Annotated in this window: 13 protein-coding genes; 4 read left to right on the top strand and 9 right to left on the bottom strand. The window is 74.1% G+C overall.

The genetic code is table 11. The features are described 5' to 3' along the window. Window position 1 precedes the first annotated feature (1 nt). Entirely contained in the window at window positions 2–1,069 is a 1,068-nt protein-coding gene (locus WMF39_RS23280; RefSeq protein ID WP_437747653.1) for a serine/threonine-protein kinase, read from the bottom strand. Between the two features lie 308 nt (window positions 1,070–1,377). Here WMF39_RS23280 and WMF39_RS23285 point away from each other — a divergent pair, with 308 nt between their 5' ends. Continuing rightward, on the top strand, window positions 1,378–1,932 hold the full coding sequence (locus WMF39_RS23285) for an exonuclease domain-containing protein (RefSeq protein ID WP_437747654.1): 555 nt from the start codon (window positions 1,378–1,380) through the stop codon (window positions 1,930–1,932). A 19-nt stretch (window positions 1,933–1,951) separates the two neighbouring features. Here the strand turns inward: WMF39_RS23285 and WMF39_RS23290 are convergent, their stop codons facing one another. Further along, window positions 1,952–4,435: a hypothetical protein gene (locus tag WMF39_RS23290; RefSeq protein ID WP_437747655.1), complete on the bottom strand. Its 2,484-nt coding sequence runs from the start codon at window positions 4,433–4,435 to the stop codon at window positions 1,952–1,954. A gap of 33 nt (window positions 4,436–4,468) precedes the next feature. Further along, window positions 4,469–6,412 (bottom strand): hypothetical protein, encoded by a 1,944-nt coding sequence (locus tag WMF39_RS23295; RefSeq protein ID WP_437747656.1) that lies wholly within the window; start codon window positions 6,410–6,412, stop codon window positions 4,469–4,471. A 136-nt stretch (window positions 6,413–6,548) separates the two neighbouring features. On the opposite strand from WMF39_RS23295, the gene WMF39_RS23300 reads away from it, so the two are divergent. Continuing rightward, window positions 6,549–7,241, top strand: a complete 693-nt coding sequence (locus WMF39_RS23300; RefSeq protein ID WP_437747657.1) for an HAD family hydrolase — start codon at window positions 6,549–6,551, stop codon at window positions 7,239–7,241. Between the two features lie 16 nt (window positions 7,242–7,257). On the opposite strand, the gene WMF39_RS23305 is transcribed toward WMF39_RS23300, so the two are convergent. After that, a complete protein-coding gene (locus tag WMF39_RS23305; protein ID WP_437747658.1) occupies window positions 7,258–8,520 on the bottom strand; it encodes an AAA family ATPase in 1,263 nt (420 codons plus the stop codon). A 263-nt stretch (window positions 8,521–8,783) separates the two neighbouring features. Beyond that, window positions 8,784–9,632 (bottom strand): helix-turn-helix domain-containing protein, encoded by an 849-nt coding sequence (locus WMF39_RS23310; protein ID WP_437747659.1) that lies wholly within the window; start codon window positions 9,630–9,632, stop codon window positions 8,784–8,786. 133 nt (window positions 9,633–9,765) lie between these two features. Between WMF39_RS23310 and WMF39_RS23315 the strand changes: the two genes are divergently transcribed. Beyond that, entirely contained in the window at window positions 9,766–10,851 is a 1,086-nt protein-coding gene (locus WMF39_RS23315) for an aldo/keto reductase (protein ID WP_437747660.1), read from the top strand. A gap of 69 nt (window positions 10,852–10,920) precedes the next feature. Here the strand turns inward: WMF39_RS23315 and ileS are convergent, their stop codons facing one another. Further along, window positions 10,921–14,769, bottom strand: coding sequence for an isoleucine--tRNA ligase (gene ileS / locus WMF39_RS23320; protein ID WP_437747661.1), 3,849 nt, complete (start codon window positions 14,767–14,769; stop codon window positions 10,921–10,923). A 97-nt stretch (window positions 14,770–14,866) separates the two neighbouring features. Between ileS and WMF39_RS23325 the strand changes: the two genes are divergently transcribed. Beyond that, a complete protein-coding gene (locus tag WMF39_RS23325) occupies window positions 14,867–15,460 on the top strand; it encodes a Uma2 family endonuclease (RefSeq protein WP_437747662.1) in 594 nt (197 codons plus the stop codon). A 37-nt stretch (window positions 15,461–15,497) separates the two neighbouring features. On the opposite strand, the gene WMF39_RS23330 is transcribed toward WMF39_RS23325, so the two are convergent. The 3 genes from WMF39_RS23330 to WMF39_RS23340 all read right to left on the bottom strand — a co-directional run bounded on the left by WMF39_RS23330 (window position 15,498) and on the right by WMF39_RS23340 (window position 17,842). Then, the gene (locus WMF39_RS23330; protein WP_437747663.1) at window positions 15,498–16,115 is read right to left on the bottom strand and encodes a thiamine phosphate synthase; all 618 of its coding nucleotides are present in this window, start codon (window positions 16,113–16,115) and stop codon (window positions 15,498–15,500) included. Window positions 16,116–16,146: 31 nt separating this feature from the next. Further along, window positions 16,147–16,464, bottom strand: coding sequence for a tetratricopeptide repeat protein (locus tag WMF39_RS23335; protein ID WP_437747664.1), 318 nt, complete (start codon window positions 16,462–16,464; stop codon window positions 16,147–16,149). 106 nt (window positions 16,465–16,570) lie between these two features. Continuing rightward, complete coding sequence (locus tag WMF39_RS23340; protein WP_437747665.1) at window positions 16,571–17,842, bottom strand: glycosyltransferase family 4 protein; 1,272 nt, start codon at window positions 17,840–17,842, stop codon at window positions 16,571–16,573. Window positions 17,843–17,960 lie beyond the last annotated feature (118 nt).

A 17,960-nucleotide genomic window follows, 5' to 3' on the forward strand; every position in this document is an offset into this window, starting at 1 on the left:
GCTACACCGGCACGTCGGCGAGGGCGTCGCGCATCGCCGAGGCGCTGGGGAAGCGGTGGTCGGGGTGCTTGGACAGGGCCCGCGAGAGCACCTCGTCGAGCACGCGCGGGACATCACGGCGCTCCCGCCGGAGGGGCACGGGCGCGGACCGCACGATCGCGACGAGCACGTCGAGATCGCCCCGGCCCCGGAAGGGGAGCTTGCCCGAGAGGGCGTAGTAGATGAGCAGCGCGGCCGCGAACAGGTCGCTCCGCTCGGTGATCGCGCGGCTCCGCATCGCCTGCTCCGGCGACATGAAGCGCAGCGTGCCGACGAGCGACCCGGGGCTGTCCGGCGTCACGCCGTCGCCCGTGTCGACGCCGGGCTCGTGCGCGAAGCCGAGATCGATGAGCTTGACCGTCGTCGCGCCCTCCCCTGCCCCGGCGCCCCGCGCCCCGGGGACGAGCAGGATGTTGCCGGGCTGGAGGTCGCGGTGGACGACCTTCGCCGCGTGCATCGCCGCGAGGCCGGCGAGGATCTGGTCCGCGAGGGAGAGCGCGCGGCCGATCGGCAAGGGGCCGCGCTGCCGGACCTCCTCGCTCAGCGTCACGCCGTCGAAGAGCGGCATCACGAAGAACGGCCGCCCGTCCTCGAGGCGCCCCTCGCCGAGCACGGGGCAGACGTTCGGGTGGTCGATGCGGCGGGCGAGCCGCACCTCGCGGGCGAACCGGCTCTCGATCCCGGAGTCCCCCGCGTGCACGCGCCGGAGCGCCTTGAGGGCGACCGGCTCTCCCGTCGCGGCGCGGCGGGCCGCGTACACCGCGCCCATCCCCCCCTCGGCGATGAGCCGCTCGATGTGCAGTCCGTGCTCTGTACGACCGACGAGCGGATCGACGGCCAGCCGCCCACACGCCGGGGCCCCCGTGGTGATCCCGCCTACCGCCCCGGCGCCACGCCCCGGCGGGAGCCCCTTCGGCGCCCCCCGCTCGCGGCCCGCGTGGCGGACGATCCCGGAACGAGGCGGCAGCCGTCGCTCCTCGGCTGGGCCGAGGCCCGGGTCGGCAGGGTCAGGCAGCGCCTCAGCGATCACGGACCTCTCCCTGGCCGAACCGGAGGAGCAACGCAGTTGGGAGCCAGGATCCACGTAGAGAACCTCGTCAGAAATTACCTGACGAGTGTCCATGGACCAGGCCCGCCAAGCAAGCGGATTGGGTGCCTAAACGACCAACGACGTGTGGGTGCACCTCCGGCTTATGTCCCGTTTCTACTCGGTTTTTGCCCGGACGAAGCGAACCGCCCAAGGCGTTTCCGGACGGTCGGGAAAATCCTGAAGGAAATTGCGTCCCGATCCCCGTTACCTTCGCAGCGCACTCCTCACTACATGCCGAGGGCGACGACGTGGCGAAGCGTCTTGATCTCATTCTCGTGATCGACGTGGAAGCGACCTGCTGGGACGGCGACCCGCCGCCGGGCGAAGAGAACGAGATCATCGAGATCGGCGTGTGCCCGCTGGAGGTCGCCTCGTGCCGGCGCCGGGAGCGGCGCTCGATCCTGGTGCGCCCTGAGCGCTCGCGCGTGAGCCCGTTCTGTACGGCGCTCACGACGCTGACGCAGGCGGACGTCGACGCGGGCGTGTCGTTCAGGGAGGCGTGCGCGACGCTCCGGAGCGAGCTCAAGGCGCAGGATCGCCTCTGGGCGAGCTACGGCGACTACGACCGGCGCATGTTCGAGCGGCAGTGCCAGTCGCGCGGCGTGCCGCTCCCGTTCGGGCCGAGCCACCTCAACGTGAAGAGCCTCTTCGCGGTGATGCACGCGCTGTCGCGGGAGGTGGGGATGGCCGAGGCCCTGGAGCGCGCCGGCCTGCCGCTCGCGGGCACGCACCACCGCGGCGTCGACGACGCCCACAACATCGCGGGCCTGCTCGCGCACCTCCTGCTGGCCGCGCGGCGGTGACGCCGGCGGCGCCGGGCGCTCAGGCGATCGGCGCCGCCTCGAGGGCCTCGGGCTGCGCCCCTGCGGCGTCCCGGGACGGTGGTTCGCTGGCGGCGGCGCCTCCGGACGACGCCGCTCGCTCGTCGTCTCTTGCGGCAGTCGCCCCGGCCGCGGCGGGCGGCACGGTCGCCGCGGCGAGGAGGTAAGCGAGGCCCGCGCCGAGCAGCAGGGCGCTGTAGCCGAGGTTCAGCGCGCACAGGGCGCCGAGGGCCATCGCGGTCGCGCCCGCGAAGGCGCAGAGCGCCCAGCACCACGGCAGCAGCGCCGACGAGACCGAGTCCACGATCTTGACCCCGAGCGGCACGAGCGAGCCCGCGAGCACGCCGAACGGCACGAGGAGCGCGATGGCGAGGAGCGCGCGCGGGAAGGCCCCGAGCCCGAGGCTCCACCGCGCGAGCGGCACGAGGCCCATCGCCGAGAGCGCCGCGGCCACGGCCAGCGCCTCCGCCACCCTCGCGGAGACCGCCGTCGCGTCGCCCGGGGCCACCCGGGCGGTGAGGTAGCCGCCCACGCCGGCCGAGACAAGGAGGATCACGAGCACGGCCGGGAGCTCGTGCGCGGGCAGGTCGAGCAGGAGGAGACCGTGCCGTAGCACGGCGAGCTCGACGAGCGCGAACCCCGCGCCGATCGCGGCGAAGAACGCGAGCGCTCGGGCGGACGGCGTCGACGACGCGGTCGACGCGCGCGCCGTCTGCGCGGGCGCGTCCTGCGGCGCGAGGTGCCCGCGCCGACGGCGCGCGGCGAGCACCGGGAGCAGCACGCCGAGCGCGGAGAGGACCGCGCCGACGGCGAGCAGCAGCGCGAGCGCGAAGAGGGCCGTGTGCCCGGCGCGGAGGGCCCCGACGTCGCCGAGCACCGCGGGCAGGCGGCGCGCCGGGACGGTGTACGCGAAGAACGGCCTGTCGTCGGTGGGCGGCGTCAGATCGGCCTCCGCGGCCGCGCCGTCGGCGACGCGCGCGGCCGCCGCGGAGGCCGTGGGCGCGGCCGCCGCGACGAGCAGGCTGCGGACCGGGGTCGCCGGGCGGTCGGGGGCGAGGACCTCCGAGAACCTGTGCTTGCGGCAGTGGCGGCGGAGCGCCTCGACGTCCTCGCGCGCGAGCGGCGTGCGCCGGGCGAGCAGCGCGGTCTTCTGCGCGGCGCTGCACGCGAAGAGGTGGTCCTTCGGCGCGGCCACGCCCGCGCGGCGCAGCGCCGCGGTCACGAGCGAGAGCAGCCGATCGAAATCCGCGTCCGCGCGGGCCAGGACGAGCGTGCCTTCGGGCAGGAGGCGCGAAAGGAAGTCCCCGACGCCCTCCAGCGTGTGGAGCCGGCTCTCCGAGAGCGCGAGCGCGCCGGTCGTCGACGCTTCGACCGTGTCGGCCGACGGGATCACGATGTTCCTGAAGAGCAGCGGCGTGCGCCTGGCGAAGCTCCGCCCGTCGCCCACCACGAGGTGGACCTCGGGCTTGTCGAACAGGTTGCCGCTGAACGCGGCGTACCTCCCGCGCATCACCTCGAGGACGCCGCGGTCGCCCTCGACGGCGACAACGTCCTTCTGCCCGGCCTTGAGCGCGGCGCGCACGTCGCGCCCGCCCCCGGCGCCGACGACGAGCGCGGGGCCCTGGTCCTTGTGCAGCGCGTACGCCATGTCCTCGGGCTGCGGCGGGGGCGTCGCCTTCGCGTCGAGGATCGGGCTCGCCGCGGCGCCGCCGAGCCGCATCAGCGCCGCGCCGGCCTTCGGTCGATCGACGGAGATCAGCGAGCGCTCGGTCCAGGCCTCGTGCTCGGTCCGGTCGGGCGACGCCCGGCGGATGCCGGCGAGCCGGAGCCACGGGGCGCCGACGTCGCCGGCGAGCAGCACGAAGGAGCCGAGCACGAACGTGGCGACGAGGCCGCCGGGCGCCCGCTCCTCGCCCTCGCAGCAGCGCGACCCGAGGTAGAAGAAGATGCCCGCCACCGCGAAGAAGATCGCCGCCGCGAGCGCGGCGCGGGGCGCGCCCGCGCGGAGCGCGCCGGCCGCGGCGAGCCCGCCGAGCGCGCCGCCGACGAGATCGAGCAGGTAGAGCCGGGGCATCTCCGGCGCCGCGTGCCGGATCGCGGCCGCGAGCGCGAGGCCCGCGAGCGCGAACGGGACCGTGGAGGCCGCGTAACACAGCGCGAGCCACGGGAGCGACCCCGGCGCGGGGACGGACAGGGGCTCGCGGTGCGCGAGCAGGATGACCGCGGCGAGGGTCGCGCCCGACGCGAGCGCGGCGAGGGTCGCCATGCGGGCGAAGAGCGCCGGCGGGCGGGCGAGCGACGGCACGACGTAGAGCAGCGCGCCGCCCACGCCCGCGCCGACGAGCGACAGCGAGAGCGCGAGGAACGCGTGGATCTCGCCGAACAGCGCCGCGTAGATCCGCGCGAGCGAGATCTCGAGCAGGACCGAGGCGCACGCGAGGGCTGCGACGCCGCTGAAGAGGCCGCTCCGCTGGGGGACCCGCATGGGCCCGCTCCTACCACAGCGCGAAGCGGCGTTTCACCTCTCTCGACCGAGCGGGGCGAGCGGCCACGGCGCGAGCAGCGGCACAGGGCCGCTCGGCCGGAACCCGGGCGCGCCGCCCTGCGCCTCCGCCTCGGCCCCCGCCGGAGCGCCCTTCGCGCCGCGCGGCGGGTACCCGCCCAGGCGCGGCGCCGCCGCACCGCTCTGTTGGCCCGGGCGCGGCGCCGCCGCGCCGCTTTGTCTGATCGCACGCGCGCACTCGTCGACGGTGATGCGGCGCGGCCCGTACGCGGAGGCGTTGGCCGCGTCGGCGTCCATCAGCCGGGTCGGCGTGTCGATCCCGAAATCGTCCGGGTGCCCCGGCTCGTCGAGCAGCACGTGGCCGAGCTCGTGCGACAGCGCGAACGACGCGCGATCCGCGCGCAGTCCGGCGCGATCCTCGATGATCGTGTTCCGGATCGCCCCGCCGTCGGCGAAGATGAACGACTCGCCGATCCGCCCGCCGCCCGCGAAGCTCGGGACCATCACGACGTCGACGGTCGAGGGATCGCCGTCGTCGAACGCCTTGAGCAGCGCCCGCTCCTCGACCGTGCCGGCGATCGCGTCCGTGTCGCTGAAGTGCTGGAGGCCGTCGTCGAGGTCCACGGCGCCGATGCACGCCGTGAGCGTCGCGTCGGTGCTCAGCGCGCCCGCCGTCGGCGGCTCGATGGTCGCGAGCGCGCCGCCCGGCCGTCGCACGAGCACGTCGGCGGTCCCGTAGGCGCCCGCGCCGATGGCCGGGTTGTCGGAGAGGCGCACCGAGAACCCCGCCGCGCCGATCGCCGCGGCGACGGCCCGGGCCGCCGCGTCGGGGCGCGCGCGGGGCGCGATCGCCGCGGTGACCTCGTGGCCGTCGACGCGCACCCGGATCGCGCCGCCGCTGGCCGGCAGGCCGTGGTCGCAGCCGATCGCGAGCAGGTGCGGGCGCGGCGGATCGACGAAGGTGACGTCGAGCGCCTCGGGCGGGCCGAAGCTCACGCCGCACGCGCCCCAGAGGGCGTTCGCCCGCTCGACCTCCGCGCGCGCGATGGCGAGCGCGCCCGCGTCGTCTCCGCCCATCGGCGGCGGGCCGCCGGCGCGGGGGCGCACCATGACGATCCGGAGGCGCGCGCGCGTGCGCCCGAGCGGCCCGAGCGGCGAGGCGCGCGGGCCGGCGACGCGGATCATCTGGATCTTCGGCCCGCCGGGCAGGGCGACGACGAGCGCCCCGCCGACCTCGCCCTTCACGGAGCGATCGACGATCATCGGGTGGTTGCGATCGATGTCGTCCGCGACCACCCGGAGGGGGCGCGTCGATCCGCACACGAGGCCCGGCGGCACGTCCTCCGGGCACCGCACGTGGCCGAGCGGCACGTCGGGGAGGCGATCGATCGCCCCGCCGGACGGCGCCGCGGAGTGGATGTCCAGCGTGAGCGGCAGATCCTCCGGCGCGCCGATGACGAGCAGCCGGATCGCGTCGGGATCGTCGAGGTTCGCGAACGGATCGTCGCCGAGCCGGTCCGGGGGCGTGCGCTGCAGCGAGGCGTGGGAGCGCGCCATGTCGATGCGCCGCCCGGCGCCGTCGATCGCGCGGACCTCGAACGCGCTGATCGTCCGCGCCTCGCCGAAGAGCGCGATCTCGCTGCGCCCGGCGCGGACCGCCTGGATCTCGACGCGGCGGGCGCCCGCGGGGATCGCCGCGCCGGGCTTGACCGGGCTGCCGTCGACGAGGAGCCGCAGGCCGGCGGGGATCGCCGCGGGCGCCTGGCTCGCGCCGCGCGGCGCGCGCAGCGCCAGGAGCTCCGGGGCGGGCGGCGCGCGAGGCTGCTCGCCGTCCGGCACGCCGTCGGCGTCGTCGTCGTCCAGATCGACCGCGATCAGCGCGGGCTCGGCCGCTGCGGCGCCGGCCGGGCCGAGCAGCCCGCCGAGGAGGACCGCGAGTGCAGACAGCCGCCTGTTCATGTCGTCATCGCCCTGCCCGCTCGACCTCCCCGGCCAGTCTATCGCGACTCCGGCCGAGCGCAGCCGGCGCGGCGCGGAGGGGCCGTCGGGAGCCCTCCGATGGCGGTGCGTCCCGCCCTGCGCCACGTGTCGCGCCATGGTCAGCGTCAGCGCCGTCATTTTCGGTGTCGACGGCACGATCCTCGACACCGTCGATCTGCACGCGGCCGCCTGGCAGCAGGCCTTCCGGCGGTTCGGCCGCGAGGTCCCGCGGGAGAAGCTGCGCAGCCAGGTCGGCAAGGGCGCGGACCAGCTGCTGCAGACGTTCCTCTCGCCCGAGGAGCTCGGCTGGATCGGCGCCGGTATTTCCTCGCTGCGCGACCAGATCTACGGGCGCGAGCTCCTCCCGGGCGCCCGGGCGTTCCCCTGCGTGCGCGAGCTGTTCCAGCGCGTCGTGCGCGACGGGCGCCGGATCGTGCTCGCCTCGCCGACGCCGCGCGGCGAGCTCGACGCCAGCGTCGAGCTCGCCCGGGTGGGCGATCTGGTCTCGTGGACGGTATCGGCCGACGACGCGGACAGGTCGAAGCCGCGCCCCGACGTCCTCGAGGCGGCGCTCGACCGGCTCGGCAGCGTCGATCCTCGCGAGGTCGTGCTCGTCGGCGACGCGCCGTCCGACGCCGAGGCCGCGGCGAAGCTCGGCCTCCTCTCGGTGGGGCTCCTCTGCGGAGGCTTCCCTGAAATGGAGCTCCTCGAGGCCGGGTGCGCGGCGATCTACCTCGATCCTGAGGATCTCCTCGCGCGCTACGGCGCGTCGCCGCTCGCGCCGCCGGGGGAGCGGCTCGCGTCGTAGCGGCGCTCGGGCGGGCTCAGGAGGCACCGGGCGGGCGCCCGGCGCGCGCCGCGCGCGCGGCCACCGAGCGCTGGCTCTCCGGGGCGCCGAGCCGCTCCCGGAGCGCCCTCCGCTGCGCCTCGTCGATGGACGACGCGGCGGTCGCGCCGTCGCGGCGCTCCACCGAGTAGACGGCGTCGGGCGGCAGGAGATCGAGGAGCGCGGGGCTCTCGGTCGTGAGCAGGAGCTGGCGCTGGGCGGACGCGCCGCGCAGGTACTCGAGGAGCGCCGGGAGCGCGGCGCGATCGACGCCCGCGTCGGGGTGCTCGAAGCCGGCGAGCACGAGCGGGGGCTCCTGCGAGAGCGCCGTGACCATGGCGGCGAGCCGCAGCGTGGCGTCCGGCTCGTCCGCGGCGGCCCGCCAGCGCTCGCGCCCGTCGCCGTCGACGCCGTGGCGCAGCTCCGGGACGAGGAACCCGCCGGACGAGGACGCGCGGGCGCCGTCGACGTCGCCGATCACCTGGGACAGCCCGGCGAGGAAATCGTCCTGCCATCGCTCCTTCGCGAGCGCGCGGAGGACCGAGCCCCAGTTGTCGCCGCTCGCCTTGAGGCGCCGGGAAGCGCTGAGCTTCTGGGGCGAGCGCAGCGTGCGCGGCGCGAGGGAGTAGAGGACCGCCCGGCGCAGCTCGTCGAGCATCGGGGTGAGCGGTCCATCGGAGAGCAGCGGCAGGACGAGCTTCGTGCCGCTCACGGCGATGGGGGCGACGCCGCGGTACGCGAGCGTGCCGCTGCGCCCCTTGTCCTTGCGCGAGAACCCCTTCGGGCTGCCCTTCAGCCGGTCGAAGGAGACCTCGGGCGCGTCGCTGCCGGCGTCGAAGACCTCGCGCAGGCCCGGCTTGACGAGCCGCGTGAGCGCGCTGCGCTGCCACCACGCGGCCGTCTCGCTCTTGACGCGCGCCTCGCCCTCCCGCTCTCCCGGCGCGAGCTGCACGAGCCAGAACCCGTGGCCCTCGGTCCTGGAGACCGCGACCCCGAGCGTGGTGAGCGCGCCGTCGCCGCGCGCGCCCTCCAGCGCGCCGGCGCCGCGCCGGTTCGCCGCCGCCAGATCGAACGCCCCGTTGGCGCACTCGGCGAGGAACCGCACCGCGTCGAGCAGGCAGCCCTTGCCCGAGCCCGGCGGACCGACGAGCGCGGTCAGCGACCCGAGCGTGAGCTCGAGCCCAGCCCCGACGCTGCCGTAGTTGCTGACGTAGACGTGGGTGATCATCGCGGCGCGGAGCCTCGCTTCGAGGACGTCCACCGGGCAGGCCATCGCCCGTCACGGGCCGGCGATGCGCGGCCCTCGGTCTCGGTACCGTCCTGAAAATCTCCGATGCGCCCCACCCGACGAGGATCATCGAACGCCTCGCCAGCGATGTCCGCAACAAGATCCTTGCCGAAGGAGCGCCGCCCCGCGATGCGAGGCGGTCACACCCGCAGGATCGTAAGGCCCGGCACGTAATCGCGCCGGAGCCCCGCGATCCGCGCGGTCGCATCGAACGCCCTGGAGCCCCGTTGGAGCGTTCATCCACGGCCTCCACCCGAGCCGCTGATGTCGCCGGTCGAGCGTCGCTTCATGAACGCCACCGGCGAGAGCCCCGCGAGCTCACGGAACTCCCTGACCAGGTGCGGCTGATCGCAGTACCCGCTCGCGAGGGCGATCTCCGACCACGACCCGCGGGCGACCTGCGCGTTCGAGACGACGCGCTGGAAGCGGGCGATGCGCGCGTACTGCTTCGGCGAGACGCCGACGGTCGCAACGAAGGCGCGCCGCAGGTTCCGCGGGCTGACGTGGAGCGCGCTCGCCGTCTCTTCCACGGTGATTCCTCCGAGCGAGAGCCTCCGGAGCGCGGCGCGCGCGACGGCCGCCGAAGCGGGCTCGAACACGTCGGGACCGAGCATGCGTCTTTCGAGGGCGCGTTCGATCACCGCCAGGCGAGCTCGCGCGGAGTCCAGCGTGACGCCGGTCCCGATCGCCACCAGCTGCTCGAGCAGGGCGTCGGCGCCTTGGCCCCAGAGATCACCCGCCGGGACGATGCGATCGGCGAGCTCGTCCATCGGCACACCGAAGAAGGGGTACGCGCCGCCGGGTCGAAAGACCACCTGCACCGCGAGCAGGAAGCGCGGCACGCGCTTGTACACGGCGCGCGTCTTGGGCCCGAGGACGACGAGGTCGGCGCGGTCCGCGTCGAGCAGGCGAAAGACCAGCGACGTCGTGCCATCGGGCAGCAGGTCGAGGTTCGTGATCGGCGGCGCGCTGGCGCGGACGGCGACGACGAAATTGCGGAGCACACGCGACGCCGGCGCGCCGGCCTCCGGATGCGGGGCGCGCCGCGCGATGGCCTGTTCGATCGATCCCACCACGTTCGCCATCGTGGGCTCGCCTCGGACTGTCATCAACCCACCCGGCCCCGTCTCGGCCGTTTCCTCCAAGATTGCACGCCGGCACGGGCGCACGGTGCGGTCCAGCGAGGGCTCTTCAGCCCGAACCCCCAGGAGGACCACGATGAACCTCGACCACTACGTCACCCTCGGCCGCTCCGGGCTGCGCGTCAGCCCCCTGTGCCTCGGCGCCATGACCTTCGGCGAAGACCACGGCTTCGGATCCAGCGTCAAGGAGTCCGAGGCGATCCTCGATCGCTTCATCGAGCGCGGCGGCAACTTCATCGACACCGCCAACGCCTACACCAAGGGCCACTCCGAGAAGATCATCGGCGACCACCTCGGCCGCCACCCGAGCAAGCGCGACCGGGCGGTGATCGCCACCAAGTTCACCGCCAACCTCTACCTCGGCGACCCCAACGGCGGCGGCGCCGGGAGGAAGGCCATCTTCGCGCAGTGCGAGCAGTCGCTGCGCCGCTTGCAGACCGACTACATCGACCTCTACTGGATGCACGTCTGGGACAGGAACACGCCCATCGAGGAGACCGTGCGAGCCCTCCACGATCTGGTGGCGGCCGGCAAGGTCCGCTACGTCGGCGTCTCCGACACGCCGGCGTGGAAGGTGGCGCAGGCGCACGGCCTGGCGGGCTTCCGCGGGTGGGCGCAGTTCATCGCGCTGCAGATCGAGCACTCGCTCCTCGAGCGCACGGTGGAGGGGGAGCTCATCCCCATGGCGCGCGAGCTGGGCCTCGGCGTCACGCCCTGGTCGCCGCTCAAGAGCGGCGTGCTCACCGGCAAGTACACGCGGGAAAATGCCGGCAAGCACAAGGCCGATCGTGGCCCGTTCGTGCTCTCCGCGCTCACCGACAAGGCGTACGCCGTCGTCGACAAGCTCGTCGAGATCGCCAGGGATCTCGACACCACGCCGGCGCGCGTGGCGCTCGCCTGGGTGGTGGCCCGGCCGGGCGTCACCTCCACCATCATCGGCGCGCGCACGCTGGCGCAGCTCGACGACAATCTCGCCTCCCTGGAGGTGAAGCTCGCGCCCGATCAGGTGGCCGCGCTCGACGCGCTCTCGGCGCCGACGCTCGACTTCCCCGCCGGCTTCCTGCGCCTGGCCGGCGCGTTCATGAACGGCGGCACGACGATCAACGGCGAGAGCGCGCCGGCGTGGCCGATGGCGCCGAAGAACGACAGCGAGCGGTACTGAGCACGCGCCGAGCGCCCGGGCGGGGGCGCTCGTCCGAGTCTCCGTCGCGGCAGATCCCCCCCGGCGCCCTCACGCCGTCCGCGCGAGCGTTATCGCGAGCGCCTCGCCGTCGACGTTGACCTCGCGCCGCTCGGCCTGCCCCCACGCCGCGGGCGCCGCGCCCAGCACGAGCTCGGCGGCGAGCGCCTCCTGCATGAGCATCTCGCGCGCCGCCTCGGCGACCTTGCGGGCCCGCTCGCCGCCGTCGAGCGCGAGCCGGATCCGCTCGGTGAAGCCGAGGTCGAGCTCCTTCCGCAGCCCCTGCACCCGCGAGAGGATCTCCCGGCCGAGCCCCTCGTCGCGGAGCACGTCCGTGAGCGCCGTGTGCAGCACGACGACCCCCGCGCGGCCGCCGGCCGCCGCGAAGCCCTCGCCCGCCTCGACCGCGACGTCGATCTCCTCGGGGCCGAGCTCGACCTGCTCGCCGTCGAGCGCGATCGCGATCTTGCCCTCGGTCGCGAGCGCCGCGCGGAGCGCCGCCGCGTCGGCCTTCGCCAGGACCTGCTTCGCGAGCTGCACCTTCTTGCCGAGCTTCGGCCCGAGCGCGCGGAAGTTCGGCTTGAGCACGTAGCGGACCGCGCTCCCCTCCTCGCCGGGCTTCAGGAAGCGCACCTCGTGGACGTTGAGCTCCTCGGCGATGAGCGGCACGTGCTCGGCGAGCGCCGCCGCGAGCCCCTGCTGCGACAGCACGACGTCGGCCCGCGAGAGCGGCTGCCGCACCTTGAGCTTGTTCGCCGTGCGCACCTGCAGGCCGAGCGAGACGAGCTCGCGCACCGCGCGCATCTCGATCGCGAGCGGCTCGTCCACCGCGGCGGCGTCGGCCTGGGGGAACGCCACGAGGTGCACGCTCTCCGGCTGCGACGCGGGCCACGGCCGCCGCACCAGGTTCTGGTACATCGCCTCGGCGAGGAACGGCGTGAACGGCGCGCTCAGCTTGGCGAGCGCGACGAGCACCTCGTACAGCGTGAAGTACGCGTCGCGCTTGTCCTGGGCCGCCCGCACCGCGCCCGGGGCGATCTCCAGGGCGTCCCCGATCGAAGGGGCCCAGAAGCGCGCGCGGCTCCGGCGGACGTACCAGTTCGAGAGCGCGTCCACGAGATCGACGAGCCGCTGCGCCGCCTCGTACAGCCGGTACTCGTCGAGGTGCGCCGTCACCTCCCGCGTCGAGAGCGCGAGCTCCGACAGGATCCACCGGTCGAGGAGCGACCGCTCCCGCGCCGGCCGGTAACCGGCGCTCGCCGCGAGCGCCGCGGGCGACGTGTCCATCGCGCCCGGGTTCCCCTCCGCGGGCGAGAAGCCGTCGATGTTCGCGTAGATGGTGAAGAACGAATAGACGTTGCGGAGCTTGACCGCGAACTCCTTCTGGTACGCGCGCACGTTCGTGAGCGAGTGGCGCGTGTTCGTCCACGGCGGGGAGGACACGTAGAAGAACCAGCGGAACGCGTCGGCCCCGGGCGCGGGCGTCGCCGGGTCCTCGATGAAGACGCGCTGGTCCTGCGGTAGCCTGGGCACGTCGTTGGGCATCACCGAGAACGCCTTGTCGGCCGGCGAGAGGCCCAGGCGGTCTAGGTCTCCGCGGGAGAGCGCGACGATGCGGCGCGGGAGGCGCTTGTTGCCCGTCGCGGGCCTGAGCTCCAGCGTCACCGCCGCGCCCTCGCGATCGGCGCGGTAGACCCGCACCTTCGCCGAGTCGCCCGTGAGATCGAGCCCCTCGTAGTCCTCGCGCGCGATGATCGCGACGCCGTCCTTCGCCGCGCCGAGCCCGGCGTCGGCGCCGTCGGCCGCCGCGAACTCCATCCGGACGCGCTCGAGGATGACCTCGGGCGGCGTGTAGTTGCCCTTCGACTTGCTCTCCTTCTTGCCCTCGCGGTCGCCGACGTGCCCGAGCACGACGCACGTCTGGTACGGGTGCGGGTAGCTCCGGACCCGCGACAGCCCGAGCTTCTCCTGCGTCGCCTCGTCGAAGACCAGCGTCGAGACCATCAGCAGCGAATAGAACCAGCCCCGCGTCTGATCGATCGCCTCGCTGATGAAGTCCGCCGGGAACGCGCGATCGAACAGCTCCTTCGAGCCCTCCGCGTGCGGGTAGCCCCACTGCGCGAACGGCATGCTCCCGCTGTCGAACCAGGCGTCGATGACCTCGGTCACGCGGCGCATCTCGCCGCCGCAGCTCGGACACGGGAACGTCACCTTGTCGATCCACGGCTTGTGGACGATGAGGTGCTCGTTCAGGCCGGGGTCGGCCCTCTTGGCGTCGCGGAAGTGGTCGAAGGCGCGCGGGTTCAGCGCCTCGATCTCGGCGACCGAGGCCGGGGCGAGCTGGTGCTCCTCGTCGTTCGCGCAGACCCAGACGTTGAGCGGCGTCCCCCAGTACCGCTCGCGCGAGAGCGCCCAGTCCACGTTGTTGGCGAGGAAGTCGCCGAAGCGGCCCTCCTGGATGTGCGACGGGTGCCAGTGGACCGCGCGGTTGTTGGCGATCGCCTTGTCGATGTTGTCCCGGGTCCTGATGTACCAGGCCGGCCGCGCGAGCTGGATCAGCGGGTCGTCGTCCGCGCGCCAGCAGAACGGGTAGTCGTGGCGGTACTTTTCCTCGTGGACGAGCAGCCCGCGGGCCGCGAGATCCTTGATGATCAGCGGATCGGCGTCCTTCACCCAGAGGCCCGAGAACGCCGTGAGCCCCGGCTCGAACGTGCCGTCCGGCCGCACCGCGCAGAGCATCGGGACGTCGGCGCCCGGCTCGGCGAGCTCCGCGATCCGCCGCCGGTGCGCGTTGAAGTCGTCCTCGCCGAAGGCGGGCGCGACGTGGACGATGCCGGTGCCGGAGTCGAGCGTGACGAAATCCGCGCCGAGGACGATCCAGTAGAGCGGCTCTGCCTTGCCGTCCTTCCTGCGCAGGGAGGCGCCTTCGAGCGACCTCGCGAAGGCGTCGAACGGCGGGCGGTAGCGCTTGCCGACGAGCTCGCTCCCCTTGAGCTCGCGGAGGACGGGCAGGTCCCGCTTGAACTTCTTGGCGAGCTCCTCGCGCAGCGCCGCGGCCACGATGAGCTTGCCGGCCACGGGCGCCGCGCCCGCGTCGACGACGACGTAATCGAACTCGGGCCGGACCGCGGCGTAGCCGTTCGAGGGCAAGGTCCACGGGGTCGTCGTCCAGGCGCAGAGCGCGGTGTCCGGCTCGTCGACGAGCGGGAACGCGACGAACACGCTGGGGTCGTCGACCGTCTTGTAGTTCGAGCCGACCTCGGCCGCGCTGAGCGCCGTCCCGCCCTGGGGCCACCACCAGCAGACGCGGTGGCCGCGGTAGAGCAGCCCCTTCCTGTGCAGCTGGGAGAGCGCCCACCAGACGCTCTCGACGTAGCTCCGGTGGTAGGTGACGTAGGCGCTGTCGAGGTCGACCCAGAAGCCGATCTTGTCGGTCAGGTTCTCCCACGCCTCGGTGTACCGGAAGACGGAGTCGACGCAGCGCGAGATGAACGGCTCGACGCCGTACCGCTCGATGTCGGCCTTGCCGTGGATGCGCAGCTCCTTCTCGACCTCGACCTCGACCGGCAGCCCGTGCGTGTCCCAGCCGGCCTTCCGCGGCACGTCGTAGCCGCGCATGGTCTTGTACCGGGGGAAGATGTCCTTCACGGCGCGCGTGAGCACGTGGCCGTTGTGCGGCATGCCGTTGGCGGTCGGCGGGCCCTCGTAGAAGACGAACGTGCCCCGCGAGGGGCCGGTGGCGCGGGTCTCGGCGCGGAGCGTCTTCTCGAAGATGCGGCGCTGCTTCCAGAAGGCGAGGATCTTCGCCTCGTCGGCGGGGAAGTTCAGCTCGGTCGCCACCCTGTCGAACAGGGGCTCGGGCGGGCCGTCGGTCGGTTTCTTCGAGGACGCTTCGGACATGGCCCGGCCTAGTAGCAAGGCCTATTGCCAGCGTCGAGGGAAGCGCTGGCTGGCGCGGAGCGCGCGCGATGAACGGCAGGGGTGCTAGGATCTGCCGATGAGCGCGCAGCACCCGCTATTTCCAGGCAACGCGCCCGAGGTGGAGGCCGCGTTCCAGGCCGTGCCGGACGAGATGGTCGCCGAGATCCTCGACGGGGAGCTGTACACGTTCCCGCGGCCGGCGCGGCCGCACACGCGGACGGCGTCGCGGCTGGGTACGAGTCTCGGGGGACCGTTCGATCTGGGCACCGGTGGACCTGGCGGATGGGTAATCCTCGACGAGCCCGAGCTTCACCTGGGATCACGGCCCGACAAGGTCGTCCCCGACCTCGCCGGCTGGCGCCGCGAGCGCATGCCCGACGCGCTCGGGCCCGAGGACGCGCCCGCGCACTACGACGTCGCGCCCGACTGGGTCTGCGAGGTGATCTCGCCGCGCACCGAGCGCGTCGACCGGGGCAAGAAGATGCGGATCTACCGGCGCGAAGGGGTCCGCCACGCCTGGCTGCTCAACCCCGTCGCGCAGACGCTCGAGGTCTACCGGCTCGACGACGGGCGGTGGTCCTTGCTCGACACCTACGAAGGCGACGAGATCGTGCGGCCCGAGCCGTTCGAGGCGGTCGAGCTGCCGCTCGCCGCGCTCTGGGCGCGGTAGCTCGCCGCGCGGCCGCGGCGGCATCGACGCGCGCAGCTCACCCCGCGCGCGGCGCCGGCAGCGCGCCGCTGAAGTCGGCGCGGATGGCGGCCACCCCGTCCGCGCCCGCCGCGAGGCAGGCCGGCGCCGAGGCCGCGTCGATGCCGCCGAGGGCGAGGACCGCGACGTTGCGCGAGGCCGCGGCAAGGCGCGCCCGCGCCTCGCGCAGGGCCGCGATGCCGAGCGGCGGGCCCTTGCCGGGCGTCGCGAAGATCGGCGAGAGCACGGCGGCGTCCGCGCCGGCCTCGGCCGCCCGGAGCACGTCGTCGACGCCGTGGCACGCGACGGAGACGAAGGCGCCCGTCCCGAGCAGGGCGCGCGCGTCGGCCACCGCGACCGAGCGGCGGCCGAGGTGGACGCCGTCCGCGCCGAGGAGGAGCGCGAGATCCAGGCGATCGTTGACGAGGAACGAGGCGCCGAGCGCGGCGGTGGCGTCGCGCAAGCGCCTGCCGAGCGCGTGGAGCGCCGCGCCGGAGAGCTCGGGATCGCGGAGCTGCACCGCCACGCGGGCGCGGGCCTCGGGGGGCAGGGCGCCGAACGCCGAGAGCCGCGCGAGCAAGACCGGCTCCGGGACGCCCGCCGCCTGGGTGATCAGGGTCAACCTCGGGGTGAGCATGGCCGTCCTCCAGCGCGCCGGCGGCGGCGCGTCATCGCGCTCCGTCGCCCGGGGGGCGCTCCGCCGGGGCCCCCGCCTCGCCGAGCGCCTCGAGATCCTGCCGGGCCATCCGGGCGAACCGGCTGGCAGGATACCGCTCGACCAGGAAGCGCAACGTGTCGACCTGGGCGCGGCGATCGCCGCTCGTCTTGAAGCGCTCTGCCAGCGCGTACAGGGCCTCGCTCGGGTCCTCGTACACGCGACGATCCGGGTCGACCTCGCTCGCGCACTGGTAAGGCGCCTGCGCGACGGCGGCGAAGATCGCGATCGAGCCGAAGGCCGCGCGGAAGCCGGTGAACACGAGCGGCATTCGCCGATGAACGAGCGCGAGCGTCAAGAGGACGCCGCGGCCCCGGCGACGCCGCTCCTCCGGCCGAGCCGCGCGGGCCCGCTCGGCCGGGCGGCCGGTGACGGGGCTAGTTCAGGGAGGCGCCCGTCCGGGCGGCGCCGTTCTCGAACCCGCCCTTCGAGGCCGGGGCGCCGAAGGGCGCGTCGCCCGCGTCCTGACCGCCGGTGCTCGACAGGGGCTCGCCGCGGGCGCGCAGGAGCGACTCGTGGAGGGCGCGCGCGCTGTCATCCCAGTCGCGCCTGCCGGCGAGCTCCGCGATCCGCGCCGGGTCGTAGTCGGCCCGGGCGGCGCGGAGCAGCGCCTCCATCAGCACGTCCCGGTTGCCCGGCGGGATGAGCTCGCCGAGCTCGGCGCTGCGCAGGACGTCGGGGATGCCCCCCACGCTCGTCGCGACAACGCGGCGCCCCGAGGCGAGCGCCTCGAGCAGGACGTTGGGCGTCCCCTCGTGCTTGCTCGGGAGCGCGAGGACGTCGCACGCGCCGAGCCACAGCGACACCTGATCGTGCGGCAAGTAGCCGGTCACTGTCAGCCGGCCGCCCAGACGGGCGGCGGCGGCCCTGCACGCCTGCTCCTCGGCGCCGCTGCCCACGAGCGCCAGCTCGATGTCCGGGTGGACCGGCGCGAGCCGCTCGAACGCCTCGATCAGATCGAGCACGCCCTTGTCGCGGCTCAGGTGACCAACGAAGACGATCAGCCGCGAGCTCGGCGACTTGCCGAGCGCGGCGCGCGCCTCGGCGCGGTTGCGAGGCTGGAACGTCTTCACGTCGACGCCGTTCATGACGATGTCGATGCGATCGCGCGGCACGCCGAGCGCCGCGACCCCGTCCGCGAGCTTGCGGCTGACCGTGACCACCCGGGCGGCGCGCGTGAGCCCCCAGCCGAGCGGCCGCCGCATCCGCCGGTCGCGCGGGATCACGTCGATGTCCGAGCCGTGCGTCTTGATCACGGCCGGCACCCCGAGCAACCGCCCCAGACAGACCGCGGCAAAGCCGTCCGGGTAGGCGAAGGCCCCGACGATGACGTCGGGCAACGGACCGCGCCCGATGAGCTCCGGGAGCATCGACGCCGCATACAGCGGGCCGTTCAGGACGGGCGCGATCCTCGGCACGTACAGGTACCGCGGGTGCCTGACCGGCAGCCCGTCGATGACCTCCTCGCGCGGCGCACTGGCGCCGATAGGCCACTTCGAGAGGCGCCCTATCCCGGGGAACCACGGGATCGTCGCGAGCACCCGGACGTCGCAGTAGCGCGACAGCGCGGCGAACTGCCGCCGATTGTACGGCGCCTCGTCCGGGTGAACCGCGTTCGGAAAGATCTTCGTGATCAGCAAAACGCGCATCCGCCGCAAGAGCTCCTCCTCTCGAGCGAGCCGAGTCGGCGAGCGCCTCGAAAGAGGACGTCGTTCGCGCTCGGTCTCGTATTCGGTCTAGCCAGTCTCGCTCAGTCTCGTCAATCCC

This window comes from Sorangium sp. So ce1504 (genome assembly GCF_051521635.1).
GTDB classification, from domain to species: Bacteria; Myxococcota_A; Polyangia; order Polyangiales; family Polyangiaceae; genus Sorangium; species Sorangium cellulosum_B.